Origin of the sequence: Pseudomonas sp. NFX183, assembly GCF_047943075.1 — a bacterium.
Taxonomy (GTDB): Bacteria; Pseudomonadota; Gammaproteobacteria; order Pseudomonadales; family Pseudomonadaceae; genus Aquipseudomonas.
This window is the reverse complement of record NZ_CP181333.1, coordinates 265,055-289,494: the sequence shown is the minus strand read 5'-3', so window position 1 is coordinate 289,494 and position 24,440 is coordinate 265,055. Positions and strand designations below refer to the sequence as shown.

At 59.9% G+C, this 24,440-nt stretch carries 26 protein-coding genes and 1 pseudogene; 15 read left to right on the top strand and 12 right to left on the bottom strand.

All coding sequences use genetic code 11. The features are described 5' to 3' along the window. The first annotated feature begins 26 nt into the window (after window positions 1-26). A complete protein-coding gene (locus tag ACM530_RS01460) occupies window positions 27-716 on the top strand; it encodes a response regulator (RefSeq protein ID WP_242193825.1) in 690 nt (229 codons plus the stop codon). Window positions 717-838: 122 nt separating this feature from the next. Here ACM530_RS01460 and ACM530_RS01455 read toward each other — a convergent pair whose 3' ends face one another. Then, window positions 839-1,876: a patatin-like phospholipase family protein gene (locus ACM530_RS01455; RefSeq protein WP_262207617.1), complete on the bottom strand. Its 1,038-nt coding sequence runs from the start codon at window positions 1,874-1,876 to the stop codon at window positions 839-841. Between the two features lie 215 nt (window positions 1,877-2,091). On the opposite strand from ACM530_RS01455, the gene ACM530_RS01450 reads away from it, so the two are divergent. From ACM530_RS01450 to ACM530_RS01440, 3 genes are all read left to right on the top strand, one after another. After that, complete coding sequence (locus ACM530_RS01450; protein WP_010176194.1) at window positions 2,092-2,370, top strand: hypothetical protein; 279 nt, start codon at window positions 2,092-2,094, stop codon at window positions 2,368-2,370. Between the two features lie 43 nt (window positions 2,371-2,413). Then, window positions 2,414-3,175, top strand: coding sequence for a CHAD domain-containing protein (locus tag ACM530_RS01445; protein ID WP_242193821.1), 762 nt, complete (start codon window positions 2,414-2,416; stop codon window positions 3,173-3,175). 89 nt (window positions 3,176-3,264) lie between these two features. Next, window positions 3,265-4,062: an acyl-CoA thioesterase gene (locus ACM530_RS01440; protein WP_145163196.1), complete on the top strand. Its 798-nt coding sequence runs from the start codon at window positions 3,265-3,267 to the stop codon at window positions 4,060-4,062. A 4-nt stretch (window positions 4,063-4,066) separates the two neighbouring features. Here ACM530_RS01440 and ACM530_RS01435 read toward each other — a convergent pair. The 3 genes and pseudogenes from ACM530_RS01435 to ACM530_RS01425 all read right to left on the bottom strand — a co-directional run. Further along, window positions 4,067-4,315, bottom strand: a pseudogene (locus ACM530_RS01435) (terminase); the annotation flags it as partial. Window positions 4,316-4,424: 109 nt separating this feature from the next. Beyond that, window positions 4,425-5,906 carry a methyl-accepting chemotaxis protein gene (locus ACM530_RS01430; protein ID WP_416364112.1) on the bottom strand — a complete coding sequence of 494 codons (1,482 nt, stop codon included), beginning with the start codon at window positions 5,904-5,906 and terminating at the stop codon, window positions 4,425-4,427. Window positions 5,907-6,002: 96 nt separating this feature from the next. After that, complete coding sequence (locus ACM530_RS01425) at window positions 6,003-6,809, bottom strand: TatD family hydrolase (RefSeq protein ID WP_416364111.1); 807 nt, start codon at window positions 6,807-6,809, stop codon at window positions 6,003-6,005. A 236-nt stretch (window positions 6,810-7,045) separates the two neighbouring features. Here ACM530_RS01425 and ACM530_RS01420 point away from each other — a divergent pair, with 236 nt between their 5' ends. The 3 genes from ACM530_RS01420 (at window position 7,046) to ACM530_RS01410 (ending at window position 9,573) form a co-directional block, all read left to right on the top strand. Further along, the gene (locus tag ACM530_RS01420; protein WP_145163202.1) at window positions 7,046-8,467 is read left to right on the top strand and encodes a transglycosylase SLT domain-containing protein; all 1,422 of its coding nucleotides are present in this window, start codon (window positions 7,046-7,048) and stop codon (window positions 8,465-8,467) included. A gap of 104 nt (window positions 8,468-8,571) precedes the next feature. Further along, entirely contained in the window at window positions 8,572-9,006 is a 435-nt protein-coding gene (locus ACM530_RS01415) for a DoxX family protein (protein ID WP_416364110.1), read from the top strand. Between the two features lie 258 nt (window positions 9,007-9,264). Continuing rightward, entirely contained in the window at window positions 9,265-9,573 is a 309-nt protein-coding gene (locus tag ACM530_RS01410) for a class I SAM-dependent methyltransferase (protein ID WP_416364109.1), read from the top strand. Window positions 9,574-9,577: 4 nt separating this feature from the next. Here the strand turns inward: ACM530_RS01410 and ACM530_RS01405 are convergent, their stop codons facing one another. Genes ACM530_RS01405 through ACM530_RS01395 form a run of 3 tightly spaced genes read right to left on the bottom strand, consistent with a single transcriptional unit; the run spans window position 9,578 to window position 12,987 of the window. Beyond that, entirely contained in the window at window positions 9,578-11,323 is a 1,746-nt protein-coding gene (locus ACM530_RS01405; protein ID WP_416364108.1) for a Gldg family protein, read from the bottom strand. A 15-nt stretch (window positions 11,324-11,338) separates the two neighbouring features. Next, window positions 11,339-12,064 (bottom strand): ABC transporter permease, encoded by a 726-nt coding sequence (locus ACM530_RS01400; RefSeq protein ID WP_242193808.1) that lies wholly within the window; start codon window positions 12,062-12,064, stop codon window positions 11,339-11,341. Then, window positions 12,061-12,987, bottom strand: coding sequence for an ABC transporter ATP-binding protein (locus ACM530_RS01395; RefSeq protein WP_416364107.1), 927 nt, complete (start codon window positions 12,985-12,987; stop codon window positions 12,061-12,063). The genes ACM530_RS01400 and ACM530_RS01395 overlap by 4 nt, the downstream gene beginning before the upstream one ends. A gap of 240 nt (window positions 12,988-13,227) precedes the next feature. Here ACM530_RS01395 and ACM530_RS01390 point away from each other — a divergent pair, with 240 nt between their 5' ends. Both ACM530_RS01390 and greB read left to right on the top strand, forming a co-directional pair. Further along, window positions 13,228-14,226, top strand: a complete 999-nt coding sequence (locus ACM530_RS01390; protein ID WP_404487415.1) for a hypothetical protein — start codon at window positions 13,228-13,230, stop codon at window positions 14,224-14,226. 130 nt (window positions 14,227-14,356) lie between these two features. After that, entirely contained in the window at window positions 14,357-14,830 is a 474-nt protein-coding gene (gene greB, locus ACM530_RS01385; protein WP_083360479.1) for a transcription elongation factor GreB, read from the top strand. A gap of 45 nt (window positions 14,831-14,875) precedes the next feature. Here the strand turns inward: greB and ACM530_RS01380 are convergent, their stop codons facing one another. Continuing rightward, a complete protein-coding gene (locus ACM530_RS01380) occupies window positions 14,876-17,386 on the bottom strand; it encodes an ABC transporter permease (protein WP_262207642.1) in 2,511 nt (836 codons plus the stop codon). Continuing rightward, entirely contained in the window at window positions 17,386-18,069 is a 684-nt protein-coding gene (locus ACM530_RS01375; RefSeq protein ID WP_016972350.1) for an ABC transporter ATP-binding protein, read from the bottom strand. The genes ACM530_RS01380 and ACM530_RS01375 overlap by 1 nt, the downstream gene beginning before the upstream one ends. 10 nt (window positions 18,070-18,079) lie before the next feature. Here ACM530_RS01375 and ACM530_RS01370 point away from each other — a divergent pair, with 10 nt between their 5' ends. From ACM530_RS01370 to ACM530_RS01360, 3 genes are all read left to right on the top strand, one after another. Next, window positions 18,080-18,685, top strand: coding sequence for an arylesterase (locus tag ACM530_RS01370; RefSeq protein WP_369300540.1), 606 nt, complete (start codon window positions 18,080-18,082; stop codon window positions 18,683-18,685). 58 nt (window positions 18,686-18,743) lie between these two features. Next, window positions 18,744-19,037: a hypothetical protein gene (locus ACM530_RS01365; protein WP_016972348.1), complete on the top strand. Its 294-nt coding sequence runs from the start codon at window positions 18,744-18,746 to the stop codon at window positions 19,035-19,037. Window positions 19,038-19,132: 95 nt separating this feature from the next. After that, window positions 19,133-20,104, top strand: coding sequence for a L,D-transpeptidase family protein (locus ACM530_RS01360; protein ID WP_145163219.1), 972 nt, complete (start codon window positions 19,133-19,135; stop codon window positions 20,102-20,104). Between the two features lie 134 nt (window positions 20,105-20,238). Here the strand turns inward: ACM530_RS01360 and oprI are convergent, their stop codons facing one another. Then, on the bottom strand, window positions 20,239-20,490 hold the full coding sequence (gene oprI / locus ACM530_RS01355; RefSeq protein WP_003172710.1) for an outer membrane lipoprotei OprI: 252 nt from the start codon (window positions 20,488-20,490) through the stop codon (window positions 20,239-20,241). A gap of 612 nt (window positions 20,491-21,102) precedes the next feature. Here oprI and ACM530_RS01350 point away from each other — a divergent pair. Then, the gene (locus tag ACM530_RS01350; protein ID WP_003189869.1) at window positions 21,103-21,384 is read left to right on the top strand and encodes a GNAT family N-acetyltransferase; all 282 of its coding nucleotides are present in this window, start codon (window positions 21,103-21,105) and stop codon (window positions 21,382-21,384) included. Window positions 21,385-21,450: 66 nt separating this feature from the next. On the opposite strand, the gene ACM530_RS01345 is transcribed toward ACM530_RS01350, so the two are convergent. Next, window positions 21,451-22,527 carry a 3-deoxy-7-phosphoheptulonate synthase gene (locus ACM530_RS01345; protein WP_145163221.1) on the bottom strand — a complete coding sequence of 359 codons (1,077 nt, stop codon included), beginning with the start codon at window positions 22,525-22,527 and terminating at the stop codon, window positions 21,451-21,453. Window positions 22,528-22,658: 131 nt separating this feature from the next. Further along, window positions 22,659-23,093 carry a PilZ domain-containing protein gene (locus ACM530_RS01340; RefSeq protein ID WP_106576830.1) on the bottom strand — a complete coding sequence of 145 codons (435 nt, stop codon included), beginning with the start codon at window positions 23,091-23,093 and terminating at the stop codon, window positions 22,659-22,661. Between ACM530_RS01340 and ACM530_RS01335 the strand changes: the two genes are divergently transcribed. Together ACM530_RS01335 and ACM530_RS01330 are read left to right on the top strand one after the other, a co-directional pair. Then, the gene (locus ACM530_RS01335; protein ID WP_119739477.1) at window positions 23,092-23,478 is read left to right on the top strand and encodes a thioredoxin; all 387 of its coding nucleotides are present in this window, start codon (window positions 23,092-23,094) and stop codon (window positions 23,476-23,478) included. The genes ACM530_RS01340 and ACM530_RS01335 overlap by 2 nt on opposite strands. Then, entirely contained in the window at window positions 23,475-24,437 is a 963-nt protein-coding gene (locus tag ACM530_RS01330; RefSeq protein ID WP_242193801.1) for a putative 2-dehydropantoate 2-reductase, read from the top strand. The genes ACM530_RS01335 and ACM530_RS01330 overlap by 4 nt, the downstream gene beginning before the upstream one ends. Window positions 24,438-24,440 lie beyond the last annotated feature (3 nt).

The following is a 24,440-nucleotide window of genomic DNA, read 5'->3' as shown; positions in this document are numbered from 1 at the left end:
TTTTCCACGGATTTTGATTGGACACCATGAGCCAGACCGCGACGATTTTAGTCATTGATGACGAACCGCAGATTCGCAAATTCCTGCGCATCAGCCTGGCCTCCCAGGGCTACAAGGTGATCGAGGCCGGCACCGGTAACGAGGGCCTGGCCCAAGCGGCATTGAGCAAACCGGATTTGCTGGTGCTCGACCTCGGCCTGCCCGACATGGACGGCCAACACGTGCTGCGCGAGTTTCGCGAGTGGTCGACGGTGCCGGTGCTGGTGCTGTCGGTGCGCGCCAGTGAAGTGCAGAAGGTCGAGGCCCTGGATGGCGGCGCGAATGATTACGTGACCAAGCCTTTTGGCATCCAGGAATTTCTCGCCCGCGTGCGCGCATTACTGCGCCAGGCCCCGGCGGGGGAGGCTCAGGAAGCGGCCTTGAGTTTTGGCCCGCTGACGGTGGACCTGGCCTATCGCCGCGTGCTGCTGGACGGTGCCGAAGTGGCGCTGACCCGCAAGGAGTACGCGGTACTGGCGCAACTGGCGCGGCATCCGGGGCGGGTAATCACCCAACAACAACTGCTCAAGGATATCTGGGGGCCGACCCACACTGAAGACAGTCACTACCTGCGCATTGTGGTGGGGCATTTGCGGCAGAAGTTGGCGGATGACCCGACTCAGCCGAGGTTTATCGTGACTGAGGCGGGAGTGGGGTATCGGTTGTTGAATGCCTGAGTTTGGCGGCGCCCGTGCAGGCCTCATCGCAGGCAAGCCAGCTCCCACCATTGAATGTGTTCACAGATCAGAATGTGGGAGCGGGCTTGCCCGCGATAGCGCCATCAGCCACAGCACACATTTCAGCCCTGCTCACTCTCATATTTGTCCAACGTATCCCTGGCAATTTCCCGTCCCAAAGCGATCAACTCCGGCGCTTTGTAAAACTCGAAAAACCGGCACACGCGCTTTGGCACGTTGATCAGCACATCCGGCGGGTAACCGGCGATCTTGTACTGCGCCAGCGATGTCTGCATCACCTCGAAACTCTGGTTGATCAGGTCCAGCAGGGACGCCGGGCCGACGTTGTCGATGATGAACGAACCGGTCGCCGACTTTGGCGCCCCGGCTTTCTCCGGCGCCGCCGCGGGTTGCTGGGATTCTGGTTCGGCCGATTCCAGCCATGGGTTGATCTCAGCTGTCTGAGCGTGCAAAGCCTCCTGCTCAAGCTTCATTAACTGTTCAGCTTGTTTGCGGCGAAACGGCAGGTGTGAACCCAACGACTTCGCCAAGCTGTTGAAGCGACTCTTGAACGCCGGCGGACGCTGGATCACGGGCAGTTGGTAATGTTTTTGGTTGGTGGCGTTGAGGTTGACCGCGATGATCAAGTCGCAGTGGCTCGACACCACCGGCACGATAGGCAGCGGGTTGAGCAGGCCGCCGTCCACCAGCATACGGTTGCCCTGCATCACGGGCGTGAACAGGCTTGGAATCGCCGCGGAGGCGCGCATGGCCTGGTGCAGGCAACCTTCCTGAAACCAGATTTCCTGCTGGTTGGTCAGGTCGGTCGCGACGGCGGTGTAGGGGATGCGCAGTTCTTCGATGTTGATCTCGCCGACGATCTTGCGGATCTGGCCGAAGACTTTTTCGCCACGAATCGCACCCAGGCGAAAGCTTACGTCGACCAGGCGCAGTACATCGAGGTAGTCGAGGCTTTCGATCCAGTTGCGGTACTCGTCAAGCTTGCCGGCTGCATAGATCCCACCCACCACGGCGCCCATGGAGCAACCGGCGATACAGGCAATGTCGTAGCCGCGCCGTTCGATCTCCTCGATCACGCCGATATGGGCATAACCGCGGGCTCCACCGGAGCCCAGCACCAAGGCAACACGTTTCTTCATGGTCCATGTCCTTCACAAAGCAGGTGCCCACAATGCACCCATTGAGGGGCAAGCTTCAATCTTCGCCGGGGGCTGTAATATTTTTCCAGGATCAGCGCAGTGCTCGGGTATGCTCTGACGATAGGCGCTCTGATTTCAGGCTGCGAACAAGGCACTTTTCCTTGTAGGCAACGTCTACACCCTACGACTGTTTTTCTTTATTTGAGGTGTCATCGATGAAAGCCTGGATGTGTGTGCCTGTGATTGTGTTGGCCCTGGCCGGCTGTGCCGGGAAAACCGCATACCGCGACAGCTGTGGCACGCAACTGGATGCCGCGTGGCACGAGCTGGACCTGGCCAAGGCTGAAGGTTTTGCCGGCACCGTGAGCTACTCCAAGGCATTGTCCTTGTTGACTGGCGCCAAGACCCAGCAGCAATTCGAAGCGTTTGAAGGCTGCTCCAACAAGGCCGAAAAGGCGCGGTTCTATATTCGTGAGTCGCGCGCCGGACGTTAATTTCTAGCGCCAAACAGGATTTTCATCGTCAAGGGAGGAAGGCATGTCAGCTTTGGTCGATCAGTTAGTCGCTCAGGTCATTGGCCTGGAAGTAGGGTTACTGAGCTGCCAGGCTCGCCTCGCCGCCGTCACCGACGATGAAGCCCTGCATGACCTGCGCACCACCGTGCGGCGCCTGCGCAGTTTGTTGCGCCCGTTGCGCGGATTGCCGGGAGTCGAACAACTCGAATTGGCCGCCAGCACAGTCGGCCAAATGACTACGCCGCTACGCGACCGTGAGGTCCTGGCGGCGTATCTGCATCAGCACGGCTATCACCAGGCCGCTGAACGGCGCCTGCGCCTGCAACCCGACGCCTATCGCCAGGTGGCGCAGAGCCCGGAAGTGGCGCACCTGTTGCAAATTCTCGATGCGTTCCCACGCTTTATCCGGGCTTCGCAGCATCAGAAACTGCTCAAGGGCCTACGCCCGCGCATCGAGAAGCGCTTGGGCAAGCAATGGCACAAACTCGGTGATGCCCTCAAAGACCCAACCCATGATCGCCATCGCCTGCGGTTGCTGATCAAGCGTGTGCGCTACGCCGCCGAGGCCTACCCCGAACTGGACAAACTGCCTGCCAAAGCCATGTCGCGCCTCAAACAAGCCCAAGGCGCTCTGGGCGATTGGCACGACTGCTGGCAGTGGCTGGCGCAGGCCGGGCACCAAGCGGATTTGCAACCGTGCGTGTCGGTGTGGCATCGCACCATGAGCAAGGCAGAAGGCCAGGCGGATCGGGTGCTGGACAAACTCAGCGCGGATTGTTTCTAGGCCGGTCCGGTTTTTGGCCGGAATGGGCGCTGTACCTCACCGGCTCGATGGTTAAGATCCCTCATCGGTTTTCTTGATGTGAGGTCGCCATGCGCTTTAGTGATTTGCTCGACGCAGCCCGTAACAACCCGTTGGACGTGACCATCCCCGCCGAATGGGCTCAGGGCCGCGCGACCTTTGGTGGCCTGGTTGCCGCGTTGCAGTACGAAGCCCTGCGCGCCCAAGTGCCGGCAGATCGACCCCTGCGATCTTTGGCCATCACCTTTGTCGGCCCCGTTGCGCCGGATGTGCCGGCCAGTTATCAAGTCGAAGTGTTGCGCGAAGGCAAGGCCGTCAGCCAGTTGCTTGGCCGCGTGGTGCAAAACGGTGAAGTGGCGACGCTGGTGCAGGCCAGCTTTGGCGCGCCGCGTGAGTCAGTGATTGAAGTCGCAAGCGAGGCGCCGCCTAGGTTCAAGCACTGGGATGAATGCCAGGAACTGCCCTACATCAAGGGCGTGACACCGGAGTTCATGCGCCACTTGGCGATGCGCTGGAGCGTCGGTGGGTTGCCGTTCACCGGCAATAAATCGCGCGACATGGGCGGTTGGGTGCGCCTGCGCGGGGACGTGAAGGAGGAGCCGTTGACCGAGGCGCATATCCTCGCATTGGTCGATGCCTGGCCCCCGGCCTTGCTTCCGCACCTGACCCAACCGGCGCCGGGCAGCACGCTGACCTGGACCATTGAATTTATCCAGCCGCTGCAAGACCTGACCACCCTCGACTGGTGCCAGTACTACGTCAACATCGAACACGCCCGCGACGGCTACGGCCATGCCGCGGCCGCGCTCTGGAGCCCGGCCGGCGAGTTGATCGCCATCAGCCGCCAGACCGTGGTGGTTTTCGCCTGAATCAGAACCGCTGGCTGCCTTGCGCTTCTAGTTTGCGACCGTGGCGCTGAAGCGCCACGCCTGCCAACACGCCGATAACGCCGACGGCAAAACTGGCCAGGCTCAGGCTGAACACGCCGGACGCCATCAACAGAAAACCGATGATCAGCAGCGGTACGGCAATTAACTGCAGCCCCAAGTTGGTCGGGTGCTGATGGGTTTCTGGGTGCGTGCGCCATTGCCAGGCGGGGAAGTTGGGGTGACGTTTGCCCATGATGATGAATCCTCTGTCCGTTGAAACAACTTGAACAAAGTTTAGATCGCGGGCGGGCGGGGCGGCGAATCAAAGCTGGCTATGGGGGCTATAGCCAACCTTGTTTGGTTTACAACTTCAACTGCCCAATCGCCTTGCTCAATTCCCCGGCCAACGTCGCCAGCTCATTGCTGGTGGTCGCTGAATCCACGGTCTGCTGCACCGTGTTTTCGGTCACATCACGAATGCTCACCACGGCGCGGTTCATCTCTTCGGCGACATGGCTTTGCTGTTCGGCCGCCACGGCGATCTGGGTGTTGCTTTCGCGCATCTGCGCCACGGCGCCGGTGATTTCGGCGAGGGCCGCGCCGGCTTCCTGGGCTTGCTGTACGCAGTCGTCGGCCTTGAACGAGCTTTCCTGCATGAAGTCCACCGCGTCGCGGGTGCCGGCCTGCAGCGCCGAGACCATGTGGGTGATTTCGTCGGTGGAGCTTTGCACGCGTTTGGCCAGGTTGCGCACTTCGTCGGCGACCACGGCGAAACCACGGCCCATTTCGCCGGCGCGGGCGGCTTCGATGGCGGCGTTGAGGGCGAGCAGGTTGGTCTGTTCGGCGATGCTGTGGATCACGCCGACCACGCCGTTGATTTTCTGGCTGTCCTCGGCGAGCTTCTGAATCATCTCGGCAGTCTGTTGCACGCCGGTGGAGAGCCCGGCAATCGAACGCTGCACCCGGCTGACCACTTCCTGGCCGCTGCCGGCGAGGGTGTCGGCGGTTTGGGACAGGTCGCGAGTGGCGCCGGCGTGCTGGGCGATGTGGTAGACGGTGGCGGTCATCTCATTGATCGCGGTAGCGGCCTGATCGGTTTCGCTTTGCTGGCCGAGCATGCCGTGTTGCACCTCGTTCATGCTGCTGGCCAGGCGCGCGGCGCCGTTGTCCAATTGCTGCGCGGTGTGTGCCACGGTGCTGACCACCCGCTGGTAGCCGGCTTGCATGGCGTTGAAGGCGCTGGCCATCTGGCCGACTTCGTCCTTGCAGGCCAGTGGTACGCGGGCCGACAGGTCGCCGGTTTTTTCGACGTGCAGCATCACATCCTTGAGGGTGTTGAGTTGGCTGAGCAAAAAGCGGATCAGCAGTTGCGAGGCACCGAGCATCGCCAGCATCAGGATCAACACCGCCACCGCGTAGTTGGCGAAGCGTTCGCCGAACACTTGGCTCAGGCTGCGTCCGTAGGCCAGCACGGCGACCTGCTGGCCGTCGGCACGCGCGATTACGTCGGCACCGATCAGCGGGTTTTCACCGAACAACGGCATGTGATTGAGCTCGATCCAACCGCTGGCGTTGCCCAGGGCTGACAGATCCTGATCGGCCAGCTGTGGGACTTGTCCACGGGTAAACGTCAGCCAATGCTCGCCCTTGGGCAATGGCTTGTCGGCGGGCCAGGCACTCAGCAACCGCGCCTGCGCCTGTGCCGAAGCCTGGGCGACATCGCTGCGCGCCTGTTGCTCGAGTTGCACGGCGTAGAGCACAAGCAACAAGGTGGTGATGAAGGCGACCGCGTTGACGGCCCAGAATTTGTATTTCAGCGAGATATTGCTAAGCCAGGCACCCATGGAAGGTTTTCTCTGATAGCGGAAACAGCATTGGCAAGGTGCCATTATTGTGCCGCTACTCAGGAAGCCGGTTTTGACATGGGTCAATGCGCCGCATTAATCCACTTGAGGCAAACCAAAAAACGCGCGCGAACAGGCGGTACTGTGTGCGGCCACGTCTTCCAGGGTTTCGTTGCGGTGCAGGGCGACTTCGCGCAGTACTTCCGGCAAGTAGGCCGGTTCATTGCGGCCGTTTTTCGGCTTGGGCCGCAGCGTGCGCGGCAGCAGGTAGGGCGCGTCGCTTTCCAGCATCAGGCGGCCACGTGGGATTTCCCTGACCAGCGGGTGCAGGTGCGTCCCACGGCGCTCGTCGCAGATCCAGCCGGTGATGCCGATATGCAAGTCGAGGTCGAGGTAGCTGAACAGCGCCGATTGTTCGCCGGTGAAGCAATGCACCACGGCGGCGCTCAGGTGGTCGCGGTAATCCTTGAGGATCTCCAGCAAGCGCTGGTTGGCGTCGCGCTCGTGAAGAAACACTGGCAGTTTCAGCTCGACGGCCAGTGCCAGGTGTTCTTCGAGGACTTTTTCCTGTTGTGGGCGCGGGGAAAAATCGCGGTTGAAATCCAACCCGCATTCGCCCACTGCACGCACGCGGCTTTCGCTGAGCAAACCACGCAATTGCCGCGCGCTGTCGCCGTTCCAATCGCTGGCGGAGTGGGGATGAATGCCGGCGGTGCTGAACAGGCGCTGGCCGCTGTCATCGAGTTTTATGCAAAGCTCCAAAGCCTGCTCGCTGCCGTCGACACTGGTGCCGGTGAGCACCAATTGCTGCACGCCGGCGGCATAGGCACGGTCGAGAACGGCCTGGTGCCTCTCGTCGAAACTGGGGTTGGTCAGGTTGACGCCGATATCAATGAGTTGCATGGTGCTATCTCCGCCTGCGGCCGGAAAGCATATCAGAGCTGTAGATTTATAAGAAAAACGAAGAACTACAACAAGTTATAGCTGTCTTTGAACGTCGCAAGTGACATTGTGGTCGGTTGTACGCCGTCCTCCATGCCACCGTTGCGCGCCTTGCCAGCGCTTAAAGCGCTCTGTTTCTGACCTCCAGCCCTTCGCCTTTCGCGAGGGTGCTGGCCAGTATTCTTTCCGGAGAGCGGATGATCCGACCCTCGGCGTTGCTTGTGTTGTGCCTGACGTTACTGCTGCCCATGGCGGCGGTCGCACGTCTGGATGGGCCGCTGGAAGTGACCAAGCCCGGCAAGGTACGCGACCTGGCGCAGATTCGCTCCAGTCGCACGCTGCGTGTGCTGGTCAACCAGAGCCGTAACAGTTCCGGTGAGGTTCAGGGCCAGGCCATCGGTGTTGAGTACCATCGCCTGCGCGCCTTCGAGCAATACCTGAACGGCCACGCCCGTGACGGCGAAGAAATCACTCTCAAAATTATCCCGAAAGCCAAGGACCAACTGCTCGGCGCGTTGGCCCGTGGTGAAGGCGACCTGGTGGCTCCCGGTGAATTGCTTGATGTGAAGGCTGCGCACAAGATCAGCACCAGCGACCCGATTGCCAGTGATGTACCGTTGTGGCTGGTTGGCGTGAAGGGCGAGCGACGCTTTACCAAGCTGGAGCAGTTGTCCGGGCGCACGCTGGCCCTGACTACCGGCAGTGCAGCGGCGGATGCCATCAATCAGGTCAACCAGCAACTGGCCCTGCACAAGCGACCGCCGGTGAAGGTGGAATGGGTCGATCCGACGTTGGCGGTAGAAGATGTATTGGAGATGGTCCAGGCCGGGATCTTCCACCTCACCATTGTCGAGAAACCCATTGCCGAACGCTGGTCGAAAATCCTGCCCAAGCTGCGCTTTGATCGGCAAGTGGCAATCAGCGAGCCGGGCGATGAGTACTGGTTTGTGCGCCAGGATGCCTCAATGCTGCGGGCCAGTATTGACCGTTTCCTCAAGACCTACCGAACCCCAGCCGACCAGGACGTGGCATTCCAGCGTATCTACCGACGCCTTTATCAAGTGCGCAACCCATTGGCTCGCGCCGACCGTCAGCGCCTGGAGAAACTGCGCCCGGTGCTGCAAAAGCATGCGCGAGAGCAGGGCATGGACTGGTTGAACCTGGCGGCGCTGGCGTTCAAGGAGTCGGCGCTGGACCCCGGCGCGCGCAACAGTGGCGGCCCGACCGGGCTGATGCAGATCACGCCTTCGGCGGCGCAGCGAGTGGGCGTCAACAATATCGAGAGTCTGGACAGTAATGTGCAAGCGGGCGCCCGGTATCTGGCGATGATCCGTCGCAAGTTCTTCGCCAGCCCCAAGCTTAACGAGCGCGAGCGTATGGCCTTCGTGCTGGCGGCTTACAACATGGGGCCGGAGCGGGTGCAAGGCATGCGGGCCGAGGCTCGGCGCCGCGGTCTGAACCCCAACCAATGGTTCTTCCAGGTCGAGCGTATTGCCATGGAGCAAGTGGGCATGGCTGGCGTCAGCTATGTTAATAGCGTGAACAAGTACTACTTGGCGTTTGATCGGGAGCGGGAGTCTCTGGAACCGTCAACGCCAAAACTTGCCTCGCGTAAATGATCGGATTTATAGATGATCATTAAGCGATTTTTGCGCTTTTATCATTGCTTTATCCGATTAATATAGCGGCCAACCCACCCTCTACCTGGAAAAGGATTAGCACCATGAGCCCACTGATCAACCGTATCCTGTCTACCCGCGCTGGTTATGGCCTGACCATCCTGCGAATTTTTGTCGGCATCATCTTCGCTGCCCATGGTTCGCAAAAACTCTTTGGCTGGTTTGGTGGCTACGGCCTGGCGGGCACTGCGCAGTATATGGAAAGCCTTGGGCTGACTCCGGGCACCTTGATGGCGGTGTTGTCGGGCGGCACGGAATTTTTCGCCGGCCTGGCGTTGATCATCGGTTTGCTGGCGCGCCCGGCGGCCTTGGGCCTGACCTTCCTGTCGCTGGTAGCAATCTTCTCGGTGCATATTCATAACGGGCTGTTTATGGCCAACAACGGTTATGAATTTGCCCTCGCCTTGCTCGGCGGCTCTTTGGTGGTGCTGCTGGAAGGGGCGGGCAAATTGTCTGCCGACCGCGCCATCGCCCGCTGATACTCAGATAAAACCCGGAAAAAGCCCGCCCTGTGCGGGCTTTTTCGTTGCTCGGGATTCTTGACACTGCCCCACCGGCTTCTCTAGGATGCTGCTCATGCGCCGATTTAAACAGCTAATTGCGGGGCGCCACTGGGCTCGATACAGCCCGACAGAAGTATGCACTCATCGAGAGGCAGGCTTCGAAATACCGCTAAAGCGCTGGTTCGGTGTTGCCTCTCACCTGCCCGCAGACTTTTGAGGCAGAGACACGACACGATGAATGCACTTCGCCCCCTCATACGCCTGGCCCCGATTACCGCGGACCTGACGCAACGCAATCCGAAAATCCTCCTGGGTGGCAAGCACCAGCCTACGCTGCTGCGTTACCTCGATGGCTGGCCGCGTCGCACCGGGCGACCTTCGGCGTTCCTGATCCAGTTTGTGGAAGATGGCGACTCCCTGGTCCGCTTTGCCGCCAACAGTTTCGACCTTGCAGTGATTCAGGCGCCCAGCGCCGCTGATGCCGATGAAGTCATCCGTCAGCTGACGCGCATTGCCCGCCAGGGACTGATCGCTCGTCGTTGAGTGCTTAAAGCAGGTTGGCGGTCACGGCTGATCGACGTCGCCGGTTGTAAAGCGACACTGTCCACGCGATAAAGCACAACAGCAGCGGTACGGCGCTGATCAGCAGCAGTTTCAGGATTAGCTCCAGTTGATGCACCGATGCGTAAGCCTCGACCTTGAGCGCCTGTAACTCCATGGGCAGTCGCAGGCGTTCCTTGTTCAGTGCTTGCAACTGGGTATTGGTATTCACCGCTTGGGTGCCGAAGCCGGTGTCCGGCGGTTTCAAGCGTTGCCATTCGTGCTCGGTTCGCTCAAGCCGTCGTTCAAGTTCCCCTGCCTTTTGGGCGTAGGCCTGTGCAGCGGCTTCGCGCCTGTCTGAAAGCGGGTTGGGTGATTGGCTGGCCATTGCACGGGGCCGAATGCTCGCGAGAACATCAGGAGCCGCCAGGTTATCCAGGGTATTCAAAACAAACGTAACGTTGCCGTTGGCGGCTGAGCTGATGACAGAGTCCATGAGTAAATCAGTGTCGGCGACCACCACCACCTGAATGTCTGCAGCCTTTTGCAAACCAGCGGGCTGCCCGTCGACACCGTCTGGAAATGCCGAATAAGCGGGGCCGCCAAGGCGAGCCGCTATCACCTGGCGTTGGCCGACAGCAGACGGTTGATCGATTTGTGAGTCGAGTGCGCTGGCTGATGCAAAGCGCGCAGCGTCCAATAGCGCAGACTGCGTGGAGCTTTGCAGCAGCGGGGTGAGCAGCGTGCGGCTTTTCCTGAGGCGAGAAAGTGCGCCACTGCTCGAGACAATCACCGTATTCAGTTTCCACGCGCTGACGTCGTCCGCCGTCATCGCCTGGCGTGGCAGGCTCAATCTGGCCGGATGGAAGACGGTCGGCTCGCCAGCGCCGGAAGACGCGGACGAGGCATAGAGATTATCCACCAGCAGCTTGTCCGCCGGCATCTGTACGCCCCACGCGGCAAGCAGGCCGTCCAGCGTGGAGTTTGCCGGCGCGGCGTCTGCCGCGCTCTCGCTCAAAGGGTCGAGAAAGATCATCAACTTTCCGCCCCTCAATACAAACTGTTCGATCGCGTACAGGGTTCGCTCGGGCAGTGCACGCGGGTGGACGACCATCAGTGTCCCGATCGATTCAGGCACCTGTGGAATGTTCGATGCCAGGCTTTCGAGGGTGAAGTGCTGACGCATTTTCGTCAGTAACTGCCCGGCGGACTCGTTCAACGCCAGCCCTGTCAGCACGCCAACAGTGGGTGGCGCTGGGTGCCCCAGTGTGTAGATCAAGTGGCTTATTTCATATTCGAGCACCGGCTCGTCATCCAGGCTGAATGCGTCGATACGTTGTGCAGCCTGGCCTGCACGCACGCCTATCAGACCGAGAAACCCGTGGGTGTCGTCCAGCCCGAACAGGCCCGCTTTATAGGCCTCTTCTGAATAAGGCGCCGGATCAATAACGTGCAAGTTAATCCTGCCCTTGGCGGCTTTTTCGAACTCTTCAAGCAAGTCTTCCACACGCTCGCCATAGCGTTTCAACGCCTGGCTTTTTCGCGGGTCATGGCGTGAGTTGAAGTAATACAAATCCACGGGGGCCTCAAGTGAGGCGAGCAGATGCCGTGCCTGCGGCGACAACGTATGGATTTTGTGTTGTGAAAAGTCCCAACGGATATCGGGAAGGTTGTTTACCCAGACCAGATTAAAGGCCAGAAAGAGTAATGATATGACCGTAAGTGTCATACCCGTGCGAATAGCGGATCGCATGCGGTGCTTTCCTTCTCAACGGGCTTTGTAATTGAGTGTGACTGCTGTTGCCGCAAGAAAGGCAAGGATCACGCTGACGAAGTACAGGCTGTCATGGAGTGTCAGTTTGCCGTTGTCGAGAGCGCCAAAGCGTAAGATCGGGTCAAGCGCGATCAAACTGTCTACTACCCAAATAGGCGCCTGGTGCTCAAGGGCGTCCAGTGCTGAAGAAAGCATGCTGACGGTAAGCAGCAAACCGAGCGTTAGTAGGAAAATGACGATGCGCCGGTGGGTCAGCGCGCAGATAAAGCATCCCACCGATAGATAACTTCCCGCGAGCAACCCGCTTGCCAGAAATTGTGACGTGATAACGGCGTTGTCCGCGGCGCCCAGGTAGTTGGCGACAACCACCAGAGGAAAGGTCAGGGCCAAGGCAATGCCACACACGACCCATGCGGCCAGAAATTTTCCCAGCACGCGCTCGATGGTCGTGATGGGCAGCGTTTTCATCATGTCGCGCATGCCAGGGTGATGTTCGTCCGACCACAGCTGCGTTGACAAGGTTGGAATCAGCAGCAGGTAGAGCCAAGGGTGTAACTGGAAAAACACTTGTAAGTCAGCACCGCCTTCTTCGAGCCACGGGCTCGTATTCAGCCCCAGTGCCGCGCACAGCAGCACAAACGCAGCAACACTCAAGTACGTGCCTGGCGTACGGGCATAGCTGACGAGTTGACGCTTGAAAATCACCGGCAGCAGTTTCACAGAGATACCTCATGACTCAAATGGCGAACGACTTCGTTCAGGCGCCCTGTTTCCAGTTTCAATGACGTTATGTTCCAGCCGCGGTTGGCGATCAGTGCGTTGATAGAGGGATAGATGCTGTGCCCGGGCAGGGCCAGAACGGTCACGGTGCCGGGTGTATGCCGGTCTTCTTCTATGCCTGCGACGCCGGGCAAGACGGCCAGTGCGAGTAAATCCAGAGGAGTTTCTGCGGCCAGGGTGACTGCCCGGTAGTGGCGGGATTTGCGCTGAAACTCGGACAGCGGCGTGTCAGCCACCAACTGGCCGCGCGCGATGACCAGCGCCCGCGTGCAAAGGCTGGCCAGTTCGTCGCAATGACGCGAGGCGATAATCACCGCCATTTCTTCGGTCAGGGACTGGACCAGTGTTCTGAATTTGAGCCGTTGATTCGGCGCCAGTCCTTCGCTCGGTTCATCCAGCAGAAGCAGGCTGGGTGAATGCAGGATGGCTTGGGCGATGGCTACCTTGCGCTTCAAACCTACGCAAAGCGCACCGATAGGAACGTTGAGCACACGCGACAACTCCAGGCGCATGGCCGCTCGATCCACCCTGCTGCGTTTTTCAGCCCCGCTGAACCCTCGCACGTCGGCAATGAAATTGAGAAAGCCTTTAACGGACATCGTCTGATGGCTGAGCCCGGCCTGGAGTTGATAGCCGAGAACTTTGCGTGCTTGAAGTGGATGGGTCTGGGTGTTGAACCCATGGACGGTGATGGACCCGGAGGAGGGGTTAGCGATGCCGGAGATCAAGTTCAGCAAGGTTGTTTTGCCGGCGCCGTCTTCCCCGAACAGACCGATACACTCCTGGCGCTGAGCAAACAATGAGAAATTGTTGATTACATTACTTTTGCCCAAGTGCTTAGTCAGGCTGCTTATCTCGAGCATGTTTTTACCGATTAAGTTTGGCTGAGCGTATGGAACGTGCGTGTTGTGTATGGATGAACTTTAAAAAGGTTACGTTTAATCAATACGCTTGGGAACGCGCGGGCGAAGTTATAAGAAAACTCCTACGTCAAGCCGGATAACTTACTGAAACAATTGCGCTGTTTCGAGAATGGTTAACGGTCGGATTTTTTATCTGGCGTTTATGTAAGGTTTGCTCTTTTGTAACGAGACCTGATTATCATGATGCTTCTACGTACCCTTGTTCTTGAACGCAGTGGCCAGGACGCCCCGGTTAACGGTGCGCTGCTCTGCGGGTTTGCTGTTGCCCAGATCGACTGCAACTTTCTCGTCTATAGCCTTGATGAAGAGACTGAGCCGGGCAACTCCAGGGTTTACATCGCTGCGTTGCGTAAAAAACTTGATCGGCATTTTCTGGGCAGTATCGAGTCCAAAGAAGACCTGCAAGTGGCCATGCAAGTCTTCAAGCAAATCCTGATGGCCGCGGCAGCCTCCGGCACTAAAGCCAGCGCAGTGAACGACAGTTCGATTGCATTCCATTTTATTGATTTGAAAGGCTGCAAATTACCGCCCGCCAGGCCCGAGGATCACCATTCGATGATCATCAAGAAGGCATTGGTAATGAAGGTGATTACCTTGGGCATGTCTGCGCCTGTCTTGCCTGCGATCGAAAGTGCTTCCTTGATCGTGCCGTCCATTCGCTTCTCATCACAAATGATCCCGCCCGCCAGAACTTCAAATCTACCCACGCCCGTCGAGCCGCCGGTGCTTGAGCCTGTGGTTGCTGAGGCGTTGGATATTCCCGTCGCAACTGCGCAGAAGGTAGCGCTGGCAGAGCCCGTTGCGCAGCCGGCTCAATTGGCACCGAGTGAACCCGCGCCATTGCAGCGCCCCGTTGAAATGGAACATGCATTGATGCCTGAGCTGGACAGTACGCTGACCAATCTTGCCAAGGTCGCCCAGGACCTGACGCAACAAAAAAACGCGGTCATTGAGCGAGAAAAAGTGCTTGAGCAGTGGCAGGCCCGACTGCAACAAAAACAGGGCGAACTGGATGAAAAGGATCGTCAGTTGGAGCAGCACGCGACGCAACTCCAGGAGCAGCAAGCATACGTCAGCCAAAAAGCCCAGAAGCTGGCGCTGGCGATGTCGCAGGTGTCGGGTATGCGACAACGTTTGCAGGGTGTGCTGCTTGAACTGGATCAAACCCTGGAAGGCTAGAGGTGACGCAATGTGCTTGCCGATCTGGCTACTTTTCATAGTTCATTTATCATCACCCCTGCCAGTCGACGCCAAGGCATGATGCTGTGGCGTTTCGGCACCATTGGACATTGTCTGGGGATGCAAGCGTTTGAGTACCAAGCTGATTACCAAAGAAGGTCATGAGGCGCTAAAAAAAGAGCTGGATTATCTGTGGCGTGAAAAACGTCCGGACACCACGCGTAAAGTGACCTGGGCAGCGTCTCTGGGGGATCGCAGCGAAAACGCGGACTACCAGTACAACAAGAAGCTGCTGCGCGAAATTGACCGGCGGGTGCGCTACTTGCGCAAGCGGCTGGAAGATATGCGCGTGGTGGAATACATGCCTGAGCAGGAAGGCAAGGTGTTCTTCGGCGCCTGGGTTGATATCGAAAACGAGCAGGGCGAGACCAAGCGTTTTCGTATCGTTGGCTATGACGAGATTTATGAGCGCATGGACTACATCTCCATCGACTCACCGATGGCCCGGGCGTTGCTCCGTAAGGAGGTCGACGATGAGGCCATCGTGCAAACCCCGACCGGCGAGGTGTGCTGGTGGATTACCGGTATCGAGTATGTGAAATAAACGCTGCTGGCCCGTACTCCGAATAGCGTACGGGCCATCAATGTTTCAACCTTCGCGCAATACCGTCAGTGGGCTGGCATTCAACGCACGGCGCGTGCCGAATACGCCGGCACCGCCGATCAGCACGGCACCGATCACCGGCAGCAGCAACAGCCACGGGTGTGGGTGCCAGGCCAGATCGAACGCATAGCGGTACAACACCCATGTCACCAGTTCTGTACCCAGCGCTGCCAGCAGGCCGCTGACTGCGCCGAGCAAGCCGAACTCGATGCGGCGTGCCTTGACCAGCAACTTGCGCTCTGCACCCAGTGCACGCAGCAGCGCCCCCTGGCGAATGCGCTCATCCAGGGTGGCCTGCAAGCCGGAAAACAGCACCGCCATGCCGGCCGCCAGTACAAACAACAGTACGTATTCCACCGCCAGGGTCACTTGGGCGAGGATGCTGCGCAACTGCTCCAGCAAGGCCTCGACCTGCAGGATAGTGACGGCCGGGAACGCCCGGGACAGGTCAACGATCTGCTGATCATGGCCTGGCGCCAGGTAGAAGCTGGTCAAGTAGGTCGCGGGCAGGTCCTTCAAGGTGCCCGGTTGGAAGATCATGAAGAAGTTGGGCTGGAAGTTATCCCAGTTGATGGTCCGCAGGCTGGTGACCCGCGCTTCACGATTTTCTCCGCCGACGGTAAAGATCAGATGATCGTTGAGTTTGAGCTTCAGGCTTGCAGCGACCTTGGCTTCCACCGAAACCCCGGGGACTTCATCGCCCGGCTGCTGCGACCACCAGGAGCCGGCTGTCAGCACATTGCCCGGTGGCAGGTCGGCGGCCCAGGTCAGGCTCAAGTCACGCTGCACCGCTCGGTCGCCGCTCGAGTCTTTGCTGACAATTTCCTGCACCGCTTCGCCATTGATGCTGATCAGTCGGCCCGGCACCACGGGGTACAACGGCGCCGATTGCGCCTGTACGTCCAGGAGTCGGGCGCTGAAGGCGTCCTTGTCGGCCGGCAGGATGTTCAGGGCGAAATAGTTGGGCGCATCCTTGGGCAGCTGGTTTTGCCAGGTGTCCAGTAACTCGCCACGCAGCAGGGCGATCAAGCCCATGGACAGCAGGATAAGGCCAAACGCCAGCGACTGCCCGGCCGCCGCCAACGGATGACGCAGCAACTGCCCAAGACCCAGACGCCACGGCAGCGTGGCGCGAGCCAACAAGCGCCGCAGGCTTTGCAGCAACAGCAGCAGCAAGCCGCCGAGGATCAGCGCAGCTACCACGCCGCCGCCCAGCAAGGCGAAGGTCAGCACCAGGTCGAGGCTAAGGCGCCACATAATCAGGCCGAGCGCGAACAGCGCCGCGCCATACACCATCCAGGTACTGGACGGGATCGGCAGCAGGTCACGGCGCAATACCCGCAGCGGTGGCACACGCCCCAGTGCCGCCAGGGGCGGCAAAGCGAAGCCAGCGAGGGCGACCAGCCCGGTGCCGATGCCTGCGACCGCCGGCAGCAGCCCGCCGGGCGGCACGTCCGCCGGCAGCAGGTCGTGCAGGAAATAGAACAGACCAAACTGCGCCAGCCAGCCCAGCAGGGCGCCGGCCAGGCTTGCCGCCACGCCCAGCACGCTCAGTTGCAGGGTGAACAGCAACATTGCTTCGCGGCGCGACAGCCCAAGGCAGCGCAACAGTGCACTGGCATCGAAACGTCGGCTGGCGAAGCGATTGGCCGACAATGCCACCGCCACGCCGGCCAGCAAGACCGCCACCAGGCTGGCCATGTTCAGGTAGCGCTCGGCCTTGCCCAGCGCGCCGCCGATCTGCTGGTTGCCGTCTCGCGAATCCTGCAGGCGCTGGTTGGCGGCGAGGCCCGGCTTGACCAGGTCGCGATAGGTTTGCAGTGCCGTGCTGCCTTGAGGCGCGCGCCACAGTTCACGGTAACTCACGCGGCTGCCGGGCTGCACCACGCCGGTGGCATCGAGGTCGGCAAGGTTGATCATGACGCGGGGTGTAAGGCTGTAGAAGTTACCGGCGCGGTCTGGCTCGTACGTCAGTATGCGCGTCAGTCGCAGGGTCTTCATGCCGACATCGATGCTGTCGCCGACTTTCAGGTCCAGCGCCGTCAGCAGCCTTGCTTCCACCCAGGCCTCACCGGGCTTGGGTCCACCGCCAGGAGTTTCAGTGCCGAACGGTTCTGCCGCACTTTTGAGCTCGCCACGCAGCGGGTACTGCTCGTTGACCGCCTTGATGCTGGAAAGCTGAATGCCATTATCCGTGGCGATGACGCTGGAAAACTCAACGATGCGGGCATGATCCAGGCCCAGTTCAGTCCCGGACTTGATTTGTTCGGGACGGGCTGGCGAGCTGCCTTCAAGCACCAGGTCGGCGCCGAGGAACTCGGTGGCACGCAACAGCATGGCGCCATTGAGACGCGCACCGAAGTAGCCGATGGCAGTGCTGGCCGCCACGGCCACCACCAGCGCGAAGAACAATACGCGCAACTCGCCGGCGCGGGCATCGCGCAGCAATTGACGCATGGCAAGGCTGAACAGGCGCAACAGCGGCAAACGGGCCATCAAGGCTCCAGGGGCGCGACCATCAGGCCGGCTTCAAGGCGGATCAGGCGTCGGCAACGGTGGGCCAGGCGCTCGTCGTGGGTGACGAGTACCAGGGTCGTGCCGCTTTCTTTATTAAGTTCGAACAGCAGGTCGCTGATGCGTTCGCCGGTGTGGCTGTCGAGGTTGCCGGTGGGTTCGTCGGCAAACAGCACATCCGGTTCGGCGGCGAAGGCTCGGGCGATGGCAACCCGTTGTTGCTCGCCACCGGAAAGCTGGCGTGGCGAGTGGGTCAGCCGCTGGCCCAGACCGACGCGCTCGAGCAGGTGTTTGGCGCGCTCGCGGGCGTCCTTGCGGCCGTCCAGTTCCAGCGGCAGCATGACGTTTTCCAGGGCATTGAGACTGTCGAGCAGTTGGAATGACTGGAACACGAAGCCGACGTGCTCGGCGCGGATGCGTGCGCGTTGGTCTTCATCCAGGGTGCTCAAGGCTTGGCCTGCCAGTGTGACTTCGCCACTGCTGGGCAGGTCGAGGCCGGCCAACAGGCCCAGGAGGGTGGATTTGCCGGAGCCGGAGCTGCCGACGATAGCCAGGCTATCGCCCTTGTTCAGTTCCAGGCTAAGTTCGTGCAGGATAGTCAGTTCACCTTCCGCGCTGGGAACCACTTTGCTAAGGTTTCGCGCGGTGAGAATGCTTGCGCCCATGGAGAATCCGATGCGAATGTGGTTTTTGAGTGCTGGCCTGGCCTTGATGTGCATGGCCCAGAACGCAGCGGCGGGTACTGTCCTGATCGTTGGCGATAGTATCAGTGCCGGTTTCGGCCTGGATACCAGCAAAGGGTGGGTGGCCTTGCTGCAGCAGCGGCTCAAGCAGGAAGGTTTTGACGACAAAGTGGTCAATGCGTCCATCAGCGGCGACACCAGCGCAGGTGGCCTCGCGCGGCTGCCGGCGGCGCTTGCAGAGCATAAGCCGGACCTGGTGATTCTCGAGCTGGGCGGTAACGACGGCCTACGCGGTCAGCCGCCAGCGCAATTGAAACAAAATCTTGCGTCGATGATTGACCAGTCCAAGGCCGGCGGCGCCAAGGTGCTGCTGCTGGGCATGCAGCTGCCGCCCAACTACGGTCCTAAATACACCACGGCGTTTGCCGACGTGTATGGCGCCTTGGCCAAGGAAAAAAGTATCCCGCTGGTGCCGTTTTTCCTTGAGGGTGTGGGCGGCCATCCGGAGTTGATGCAGGCCGATCAGCTGCACCCGGCGGTCGGTGCCCAGGGCAAGTTGCTGGAAAATGTCTGGCCAACGCTAAAACCGCTGCTATGACGCTTTTATACCGGCAGGCTTTCGGCTAAGGTGGCGCCCCCCCGATCTGGAGCCCCCGATGTCGCGCCCTGCCTGGTCCCTGTTCAATTACCAACTGATCGAGCCTGACGAGCAGCTGGACCTGTTCGCCTGCCAGGAAGTTCGGGTGCATCTGGTCGCGCGTCAATTGGAGTTGGGCGGCTCGATCGATCGCACGCTTTGCGGGACTTTATTGCCCGCACAACCGCGTTGGTCATCTGTCGACCGCTCGATCTTTCAAGACCAGCGACTGTGCCCCCTGTGCCGAGCCATCCTCGAATCGCAGAAGCGTGGCACACCGCCGATCTGGCCGGAGCTGCGTTTCGAGCTGTAAAGGCTTGCGCACGGTCGCAGGCCCTCTGCCTTCCCCTCTGACACCCGTGTACAATCAGTTTTTTCCTACCCGTCGTTCTGCGAAGGATTTTCCGGATGTTGTCGCGCCTTTCCGTCGTTTCCTGCTGCCTGTCCCTCGCTGCGCTCTGTGCAGCCGGTTCGGCATCAGCGCTGCAGTTGCCCTTGCCGCCGCCAGGTGAAGACATTGTCGGTCAGGTTCAGGTGATCAAGGCCAAGTACGAAGACACCTTCGCCGACCTTGGCACCACCTACGACCTGGGTTATTCGGAAATGGTCGCGGCCAACCCTGGCGTCGACGCCTGGTTGCCGGGGGCCGGTACCGAGATCGTGCTGCCGACGCGCTTCATCCTGCCGCCGGGTCCTCGCGAAGGCATTGTGATCAACCTGGCGGAATACCGGCTTTACTATTACCCCAAGGGCCAGAATGTGGTTTACACGTTCCCCTTGGGCATCGGCCGTGAAGGCTGGGGTTCGCCGGTCGCGCACACCACCATCACTGGCAAGATCCCCAACCCGACCTGGACGCCGCCCGCGTCGATCAAGGCCGAGCACGCTGCCAATGGTGACCCGCTGCCTAACGTGGTGCCTGCCGGTCCGGACAACCCACTGGGCCCGTTCAAGTTCACCCTGGGCACGCCGGGTTATTTGATTCACGGCTCCAACATGAAGTTTGGTATCGGCACGCGTACAAGCCACGGCTGCTTCCGCATGTTCAACAACAATGTGCTGGAGATGGCCGACATGGTGCCGGTCGGCACATCGGTGCGCATCATCAATGATGCCTACAAGTTCGGCAGCAGTGGCGGCAAGGTCTACCTTGAGGCGCATACACCTCTGAACGATGACGGCACGCCGTCCGTGGTCGACAAGCACACGGCGGTTATCAATGCCCTGCTCAAGCGCGAAGACCTGGCCAATAACCTGCGGGTGAACTGGGATCAGGTGCGCGATGTGGTGGCGGCCGAAGACGGTCTGCCAACGGAGATTGGTGTACCAGGCGCCACTGCGCCGGTGGCGTCCAGCACGCCGGTCGATCTGCAGCAGTAAGCCTGCTCGATCCCTGGCCCGCCTCAGCCTTGCGCCGCGGCGGGCTTTTTATTGCGCGGGCTTCAGGGCCGAATCCCGGGCAATAAAAAGCCGACCCAAGAATGGATCGGCTTGATAACAACCCCGAAGGATTATTACTTGCGGCTTGCTTTTTCAAGCATGCGCAGAGCGCGCTCGTTAGCTTCGTCAGCAGTCTGTTGTGCTTTTTGAGCAGCAGCCAGAGCTTCATCAGCTTTACGGTAGGCTTCGTCTGCACGAGCCTGGGAGCGAGCTGCTGCGTCTTCAGTTGCAGTCAGACGAGCTTCGGTTTCTTTGGAGACGCTGCTGCAACCGGTAGCCAGAACTGCGGCCAGAGCCAGAGCAGAGAATTTCAGAACGTTGTTCATCGTGTTCCCCTTCAAGGACTTTCTATTAAATGGCTACTTTCTCAGAGTGAGCGGATAGCCGGCGTACATACTACTCATTACTTGTAGTAAGTAAACTGACGTAGCGCAAGAAGCAAAAAAAATTCTTGCGCCGAATCTGTTTTGGCTAATCTTTAGGAGGTTTGTATAAAAACCCTCCAGATTTTTTCATTTCCCTGGGAACTCGATCCAGGCTGAGAGGTACGGCCCGCATGTGCCGGGTCCGGTAAACAGGTAAAGATTTATATATCGAGGTTGACACTTTTTTTCAGTGGGCCGTTACCGCCTCGCGCATCTTTTGCGTATGTAGAGGTGACTTTAAGAGCGGCAGTTCGTCTCAAGATTCAACTGCCGGCAATGTTCAGGCTATCGATCACTGATTGATCGAGGCCCTTTCTGTAACCGCCAGCGGCAAGGGATGACGAGTGCGCCTTGAGCTATTGCAGCATTGGTGACTACTATTCCCTACGTGCTGGTTGTGAGCGCTATAGGTTTTCTCGTTGTCGAAACCGGCACGGGGTGGCGTAGATGTTCCTTCGCCGGAAAAACATCGGTAAGGTAGGGGTCAAAATCCAAGACCCGCGAGGAGTAGTGATGAGCGAGGCGTTGTCCATCCACCATGACCAGGCAGGTCATCAGTTCGAGACCAATGTGGACGGTCATCGTGCCTATCTGACCTATATGGACCTCGGTAAACAGACCCTGGATATCTATCGCACCTTCGTGCCCAACGCGTTGCGCGGCCGTGGCATTGCTGCGGCGTTGACCGAAGAAGCGTTGAAGTTCGCCGAAGAGGCCGGCTACACGGTGATCCCCTCGTGCTCTTATGTAGAGCGCTACATGGAGCGCCACCAGCGCCATGCCGCGAAGCTGTAACTGAGCGACCGCACCACGAAAAACGCCGGGCTAAGCCCGGCGTTTTTGTGTGCGCGATTCAGCGGTTCAAGTGCGTTTGCGTTTCGGCAATACGTCCTTGAGCTTGGCGTGCATGCTGCGCAGGGTGGTTTCGGTGGCGGACCAGTCGATGCACGCATCGGTGATCGACACGCCGTACTGCAAGTCGGCCAGGTCTTTTGGAATGGCCTGGCAACCCCAGTTCAGATGGCTCTCGACCATCAGGCCGATAATCGACTGGTTGCCTTCGAGGATCTGGTTGGCGACGTTTTCCATTACCAGTGGCTGCAGGGCCGGGTCCTTGTTGGAGTTGGCGTGGCTGCAGTCGACCATGATGTTCGGCTTGATGTTGGCCTTGTTCAGCGCCTGCTCGCACAGCGCAACGCTGACCGAATCATAGTTGGGTTTGCCGTTGCCGCCGCGCAAGACCACGTGACCATAGGCGTTGCCCTTGGTGGTGACGATGGACACGCCACCTTCCTGGTTGATCCCCAGGAAGCGGTGCGGGCTGGACACCGATTGCAGCGCGTTGATCGCGACGGTCAGGCCGCCATCGGTGCCGTTTTTGAAACCCACGGCCGAAGACAGGCCGGACGCCATTTCGCGGTGAGTCTGGGATTCGGTGGTGCGCGCGCCGATGGCCGACCAGCTGATCAGGTCCTGCAGGTACTGCGGGGAGATCGGGTCGAGGGCTTCGGTGGCGGTGGGCAGGCCCATTTCGGCCAGGTCCAGCAGCAATTGACGACCGATGTGCAAGCCGTCCTGAATCTTGAACGAGTCGTCCAGGTACGGGTCGTTGATCAAACCTTTCCAGCCGACGGTAGTGCGCGGTTTCTCGAAGTAGACGCGCATCACCAGGTACAAGGTGTCGGACACTTCAGCCGCGAGCACTTTGAGGCGCTCGGCGTATTCGTGGGCAGCCTTGAGGTCGTGGATCGAGCAAGGGCCGATCACCACAAAGAGGCGGTGGTCGGTGCCGTCGAGAATGTCACGGATGACTTCGCGGCCCTTGGTGACGGTCTGCAGGGCAGCGTCGCTCAAAGGGATTTCGCGCTTGAGCTGATCGGGCGTGATCAGGGTCTCGTTGGATTCGACGTTAAGGTCATTGATCGGTAAATCAGCCATCGTGTTACTCGTCAGGGTCACGGGTGCCGGCCGCCAGCCATCCCCGTGCGGCGGAGCACAGCATGATTTGAATGCAGGGGGGAGGAACCTTAGCGCGTAACACGGGCCCGCGACAATGGGCAAAACCGGCTTTAATCCAGCGCCGGCGCCACAAAAGTCTCGCGGGAGAACTCACCGGCATGGCGCGAGACCCACTCGCGAGCCATGGCTTCGAGTTGCGCAGGCGTCGGCTCGGCGTCTTCATGCAAGCGGCAGTAGCGTTCGATCTGGCACACTTGCTCGCCCATTCGCGCACCGAACAAGGCGTGCTCATCGGTAAAAGAGATGCCGATGCGATAGCCTTTTTCAAGCTTGCGACACCAGGCTACATAGCCTGGATAACGGGCGCTGGCGCCCAGGGAAGGGATGCGCAGATCAACCGCCGTACCCTGGCGCCAGGCACGCGGGCAATTGCAGGCGACGCCGCCCAGGCCGATAGTGTGCAGGCGTTGGCGGGGAATGGCAGGAGCGGGGCGTTGGATTAACTCGACAGCGACATCATCAGGGTGAGGTAAAAAACGACCCATGTACACGGACTCCGAGCACCGTCCAGTTGACGGCGGTGGCAGCAGTATAGTGAAGGAACTGGAATTAACCGACCTGGATATTGACCAGCAACTACTGGGATTGCCAGGTATTTCGCTGGTGGTATTTACCAGTGTCGGTTGTTCCAGTTGCCGCTGGGCACGCCAGCAGCTGCCCGGCTGGCGTTTGCCGGTCGACCGCGTGTGCTGGGTGGATGCCGGGCACAACGGCGGTGCGGTCGAGCGCTACCAGATCTTTCATTTGCCCGCGTTATTCCTCGTGTGCGAGGGTCAATTTCTTGGGCAGTTGCACACCCGTCTTGCACTTGCCGACCTCACCGAGGCAGTGAATCAAGCACTTACCCGCACACCAGAGGATTTGCCATGACCGCAGTTGCATCCCCGTCGCCACGCATTGGCATTATCGGCACCGGTGCTATCGGTGGGTTCTACGGCGTGATGCTGGCGCGTGCCGGGTTCGACGTGCACTTCCTGTTGCGCAGCGAATACGCGGCGGTCAGCGAGCACGGCCTGCACCTCAACAGTACGCTGCATGGCAAGTTGCACCTGCACCCGGTGCAGGCCTACGCCCGCGCTGCGGACATGCCGGCGTGCGACTGGCTGCTGGTGGGCACCAAATCCACCGGCAATGTGGACCTCGCGCCGACCATCGCCCAGGTCGCCGCGCCCGACGCTAAGGTGGTGCTGTTGCAAAACGGCCTCGACGTCGAGGACAGCCTGCGCGAACACCTGCCGCCGTCGCTGCACTTGCTGGGTGGCCTGTGCTACATCGGCGTGCACCGCTCTGCGCCGGGCGTCGTCGAGCATCAGGCCTTGGGCCGGGTCAATCTTGGTTACCACAGCGGCACAGCGGCCAACGATGAATCGCGCCAGCAGGCGATTGTCGAAGAGGGCGCCGCGCTGTTTCACCAGGCCGGTATCGAGTCCCAGGCCATGGCCAATGTGCACCAGGCTCGCTGGCACAAGCTGGTGTGGAATGTGCCGTATAACGGCCTCTCCGTGTTGCTGGGCACTGGCACCACCGCGCTGATGGCTGATGAATCGAGCCGCGAGTTGATCCAGGCATTGATGGCTGAAGTGGTCAAAGGCGCGCACGCCTGCGGCCATGAAATCCCTGCCAGTTACGCCGAGCAGATGTTCGCCATGACCGAAACCATGGACGACTACCTGCCCAGCATGTATCACGACCATGTGCACAAACGTCCGTTGGAACTGGCGGCGATCTACGCCCGGCCATTGGCCGCGGCAAAAGCGGCGGGTTGCGAATTGCCACGCATGCAGGCGCTTTACCAGGCCTTGAGTTTTATTGATCGGCACAACCGCTGATTC

Bases quoted from the DNA above. Each gene is read 5' to 3' on its own strand.
- ACM530_RS01360 (WP_145163219.1), top strand. From the start codon at position 19,133: ATGTTGTCGCGCCTTTCCGTCGTTTCCTGCTGCCTGTCCCTCGCTGCG.
- ACM530_RS01420 (WP_145163202.1), top strand. From the start codon at position 7,046: ATGATCCGACCCTCGGCGTTGCTTGTGTTGTGCCTGACGTTACTGCTG.
- ACM530_RS01425 (WP_416364111.1), bottom strand. From the start codon at position 6,809: ATGCAACTCATTGATATCGGCGTCAACCTGACCAACCCCAGTTTCGAC.
- ACM530_RS01440 (WP_145163196.1), top strand. From the start codon at position 3,265: ATGCGCTTTAGTGATTTGCTCGACGCAGCCCGTAACAACCCGTTGGAC.
- ACM530_RS01335 (WP_119739477.1), top strand. From the start codon at position 23,092: ATGTACACGGACTCCGAGCACCGTCCAGTTGACGGCGGTGGCAGCAGT.
- ACM530_RS01410 (WP_416364109.1), top strand. From the start codon at position 9,265: ATGAATGCACTTCGCCCCCTCATACGCCTGGCCCCGATTACCGCGGAC.
- ACM530_RS01405 (WP_416364108.1), bottom strand. From the start codon at position 11,323: ATGCGATCCGCTATTCGCACGGGTATGACACTTACGGTCATATCATTA.
- ACM530_RS01445 (WP_242193821.1), top strand. From the start codon at position 2,414: ATGTCAGCTTTGGTCGATCAGTTAGTCGCTCAGGTCATTGGCCTGGAA.
- ACM530_RS01395 (WP_416364107.1), bottom strand. From the start codon at position 12,987: ATGCTCGAGATAAGCAGCCTGACTAAGCACTTGGGCAAAAGTAATGTA.
- ACM530_RS01430 (WP_416364112.1), bottom strand. From the start codon at position 5,906: ATGGGTGCCTGGCTTAGCAATATCTCGCTGAAATACAAATTCTGGGCC.
- ACM530_RS01365 (WP_016972348.1), top strand. From the start codon at position 18,744: ATGTCGCGCCCTGCCTGGTCCCTGTTCAATTACCAACTGATCGAGCCT.
- oprI (WP_003172710.1), bottom strand. From the start codon at position 20,490: ATGAACAACGTTCTGAAATTCTCTGCTCTGGCTCTGGCCGCAGTTCTG.
- ACM530_RS01455 (WP_262207617.1), bottom strand. From the start codon at position 1,876: ATGAAGAAACGTGTTGCCTTGGTGCTGGGCTCCGGTGGAGCCCGCGGT.
- ACM530_RS01350 (WP_003189869.1), top strand. From the start codon at position 21,103: ATGAGCGAGGCGTTGTCCATCCACCATGACCAGGCAGGTCATCAGTTC.
- ACM530_RS01345 (WP_145163221.1), bottom strand. From the start codon at position 22,527: ATGGCTGATTTACCGATCAATGACCTTAACGTCGAATCCAACGAGACC.
- ACM530_RS01390 (WP_404487415.1), top strand. From the start codon at position 13,228: ATGATGCTTCTACGTACCCTTGTTCTTGAACGCAGTGGCCAGGACGCC.
- ACM530_RS01415 (WP_416364110.1), top strand. From the start codon at position 8,572: ATGAGCCCACTGATCAACCGTATCCTGTCTACCCGCGCTGGTTATGGC.
- ACM530_RS01375 (WP_016972350.1), bottom strand. From the start codon at position 18,069: ATGGGCGCAAGCATTCTCACCGCGCGAAACCTTAGCAAAGTGGTTCCC.
- ACM530_RS01380 (WP_262207642.1), bottom strand. From the start codon at position 17,386: ATGGCCCGTTTGCCGCTGTTGCGCCTGTTCAGCCTTGCCATGCGTCAA.
- ACM530_RS01340 (WP_106576830.1), bottom strand. From the start codon at position 23,093: ATGGGTCGTTTTTTACCTCACCCTGATGATGTCGCTGTCGAGTTAATC.
- ACM530_RS01460 (WP_242193825.1), top strand. From the start codon at position 27: ATGAGCCAGACCGCGACGATTTTAGTCATTGATGACGAACCGCAGATT.
- ACM530_RS01450 (WP_010176194.1), top strand. From the start codon at position 2,092: ATGAAAGCCTGGATGTGTGTGCCTGTGATTGTGTTGGCCCTGGCCGGC.
- ACM530_RS01370 (WP_369300540.1), top strand. From the start codon at position 18,080: ATGCGAATGTGGTTTTTGAGTGCTGGCCTGGCCTTGATGTGCATGGCC.
- ACM530_RS01330 (WP_242193801.1), top strand. From the start codon at position 23,475: ATGACCGCAGTTGCATCCCCGTCGCCACGCATTGGCATTATCGGCACC.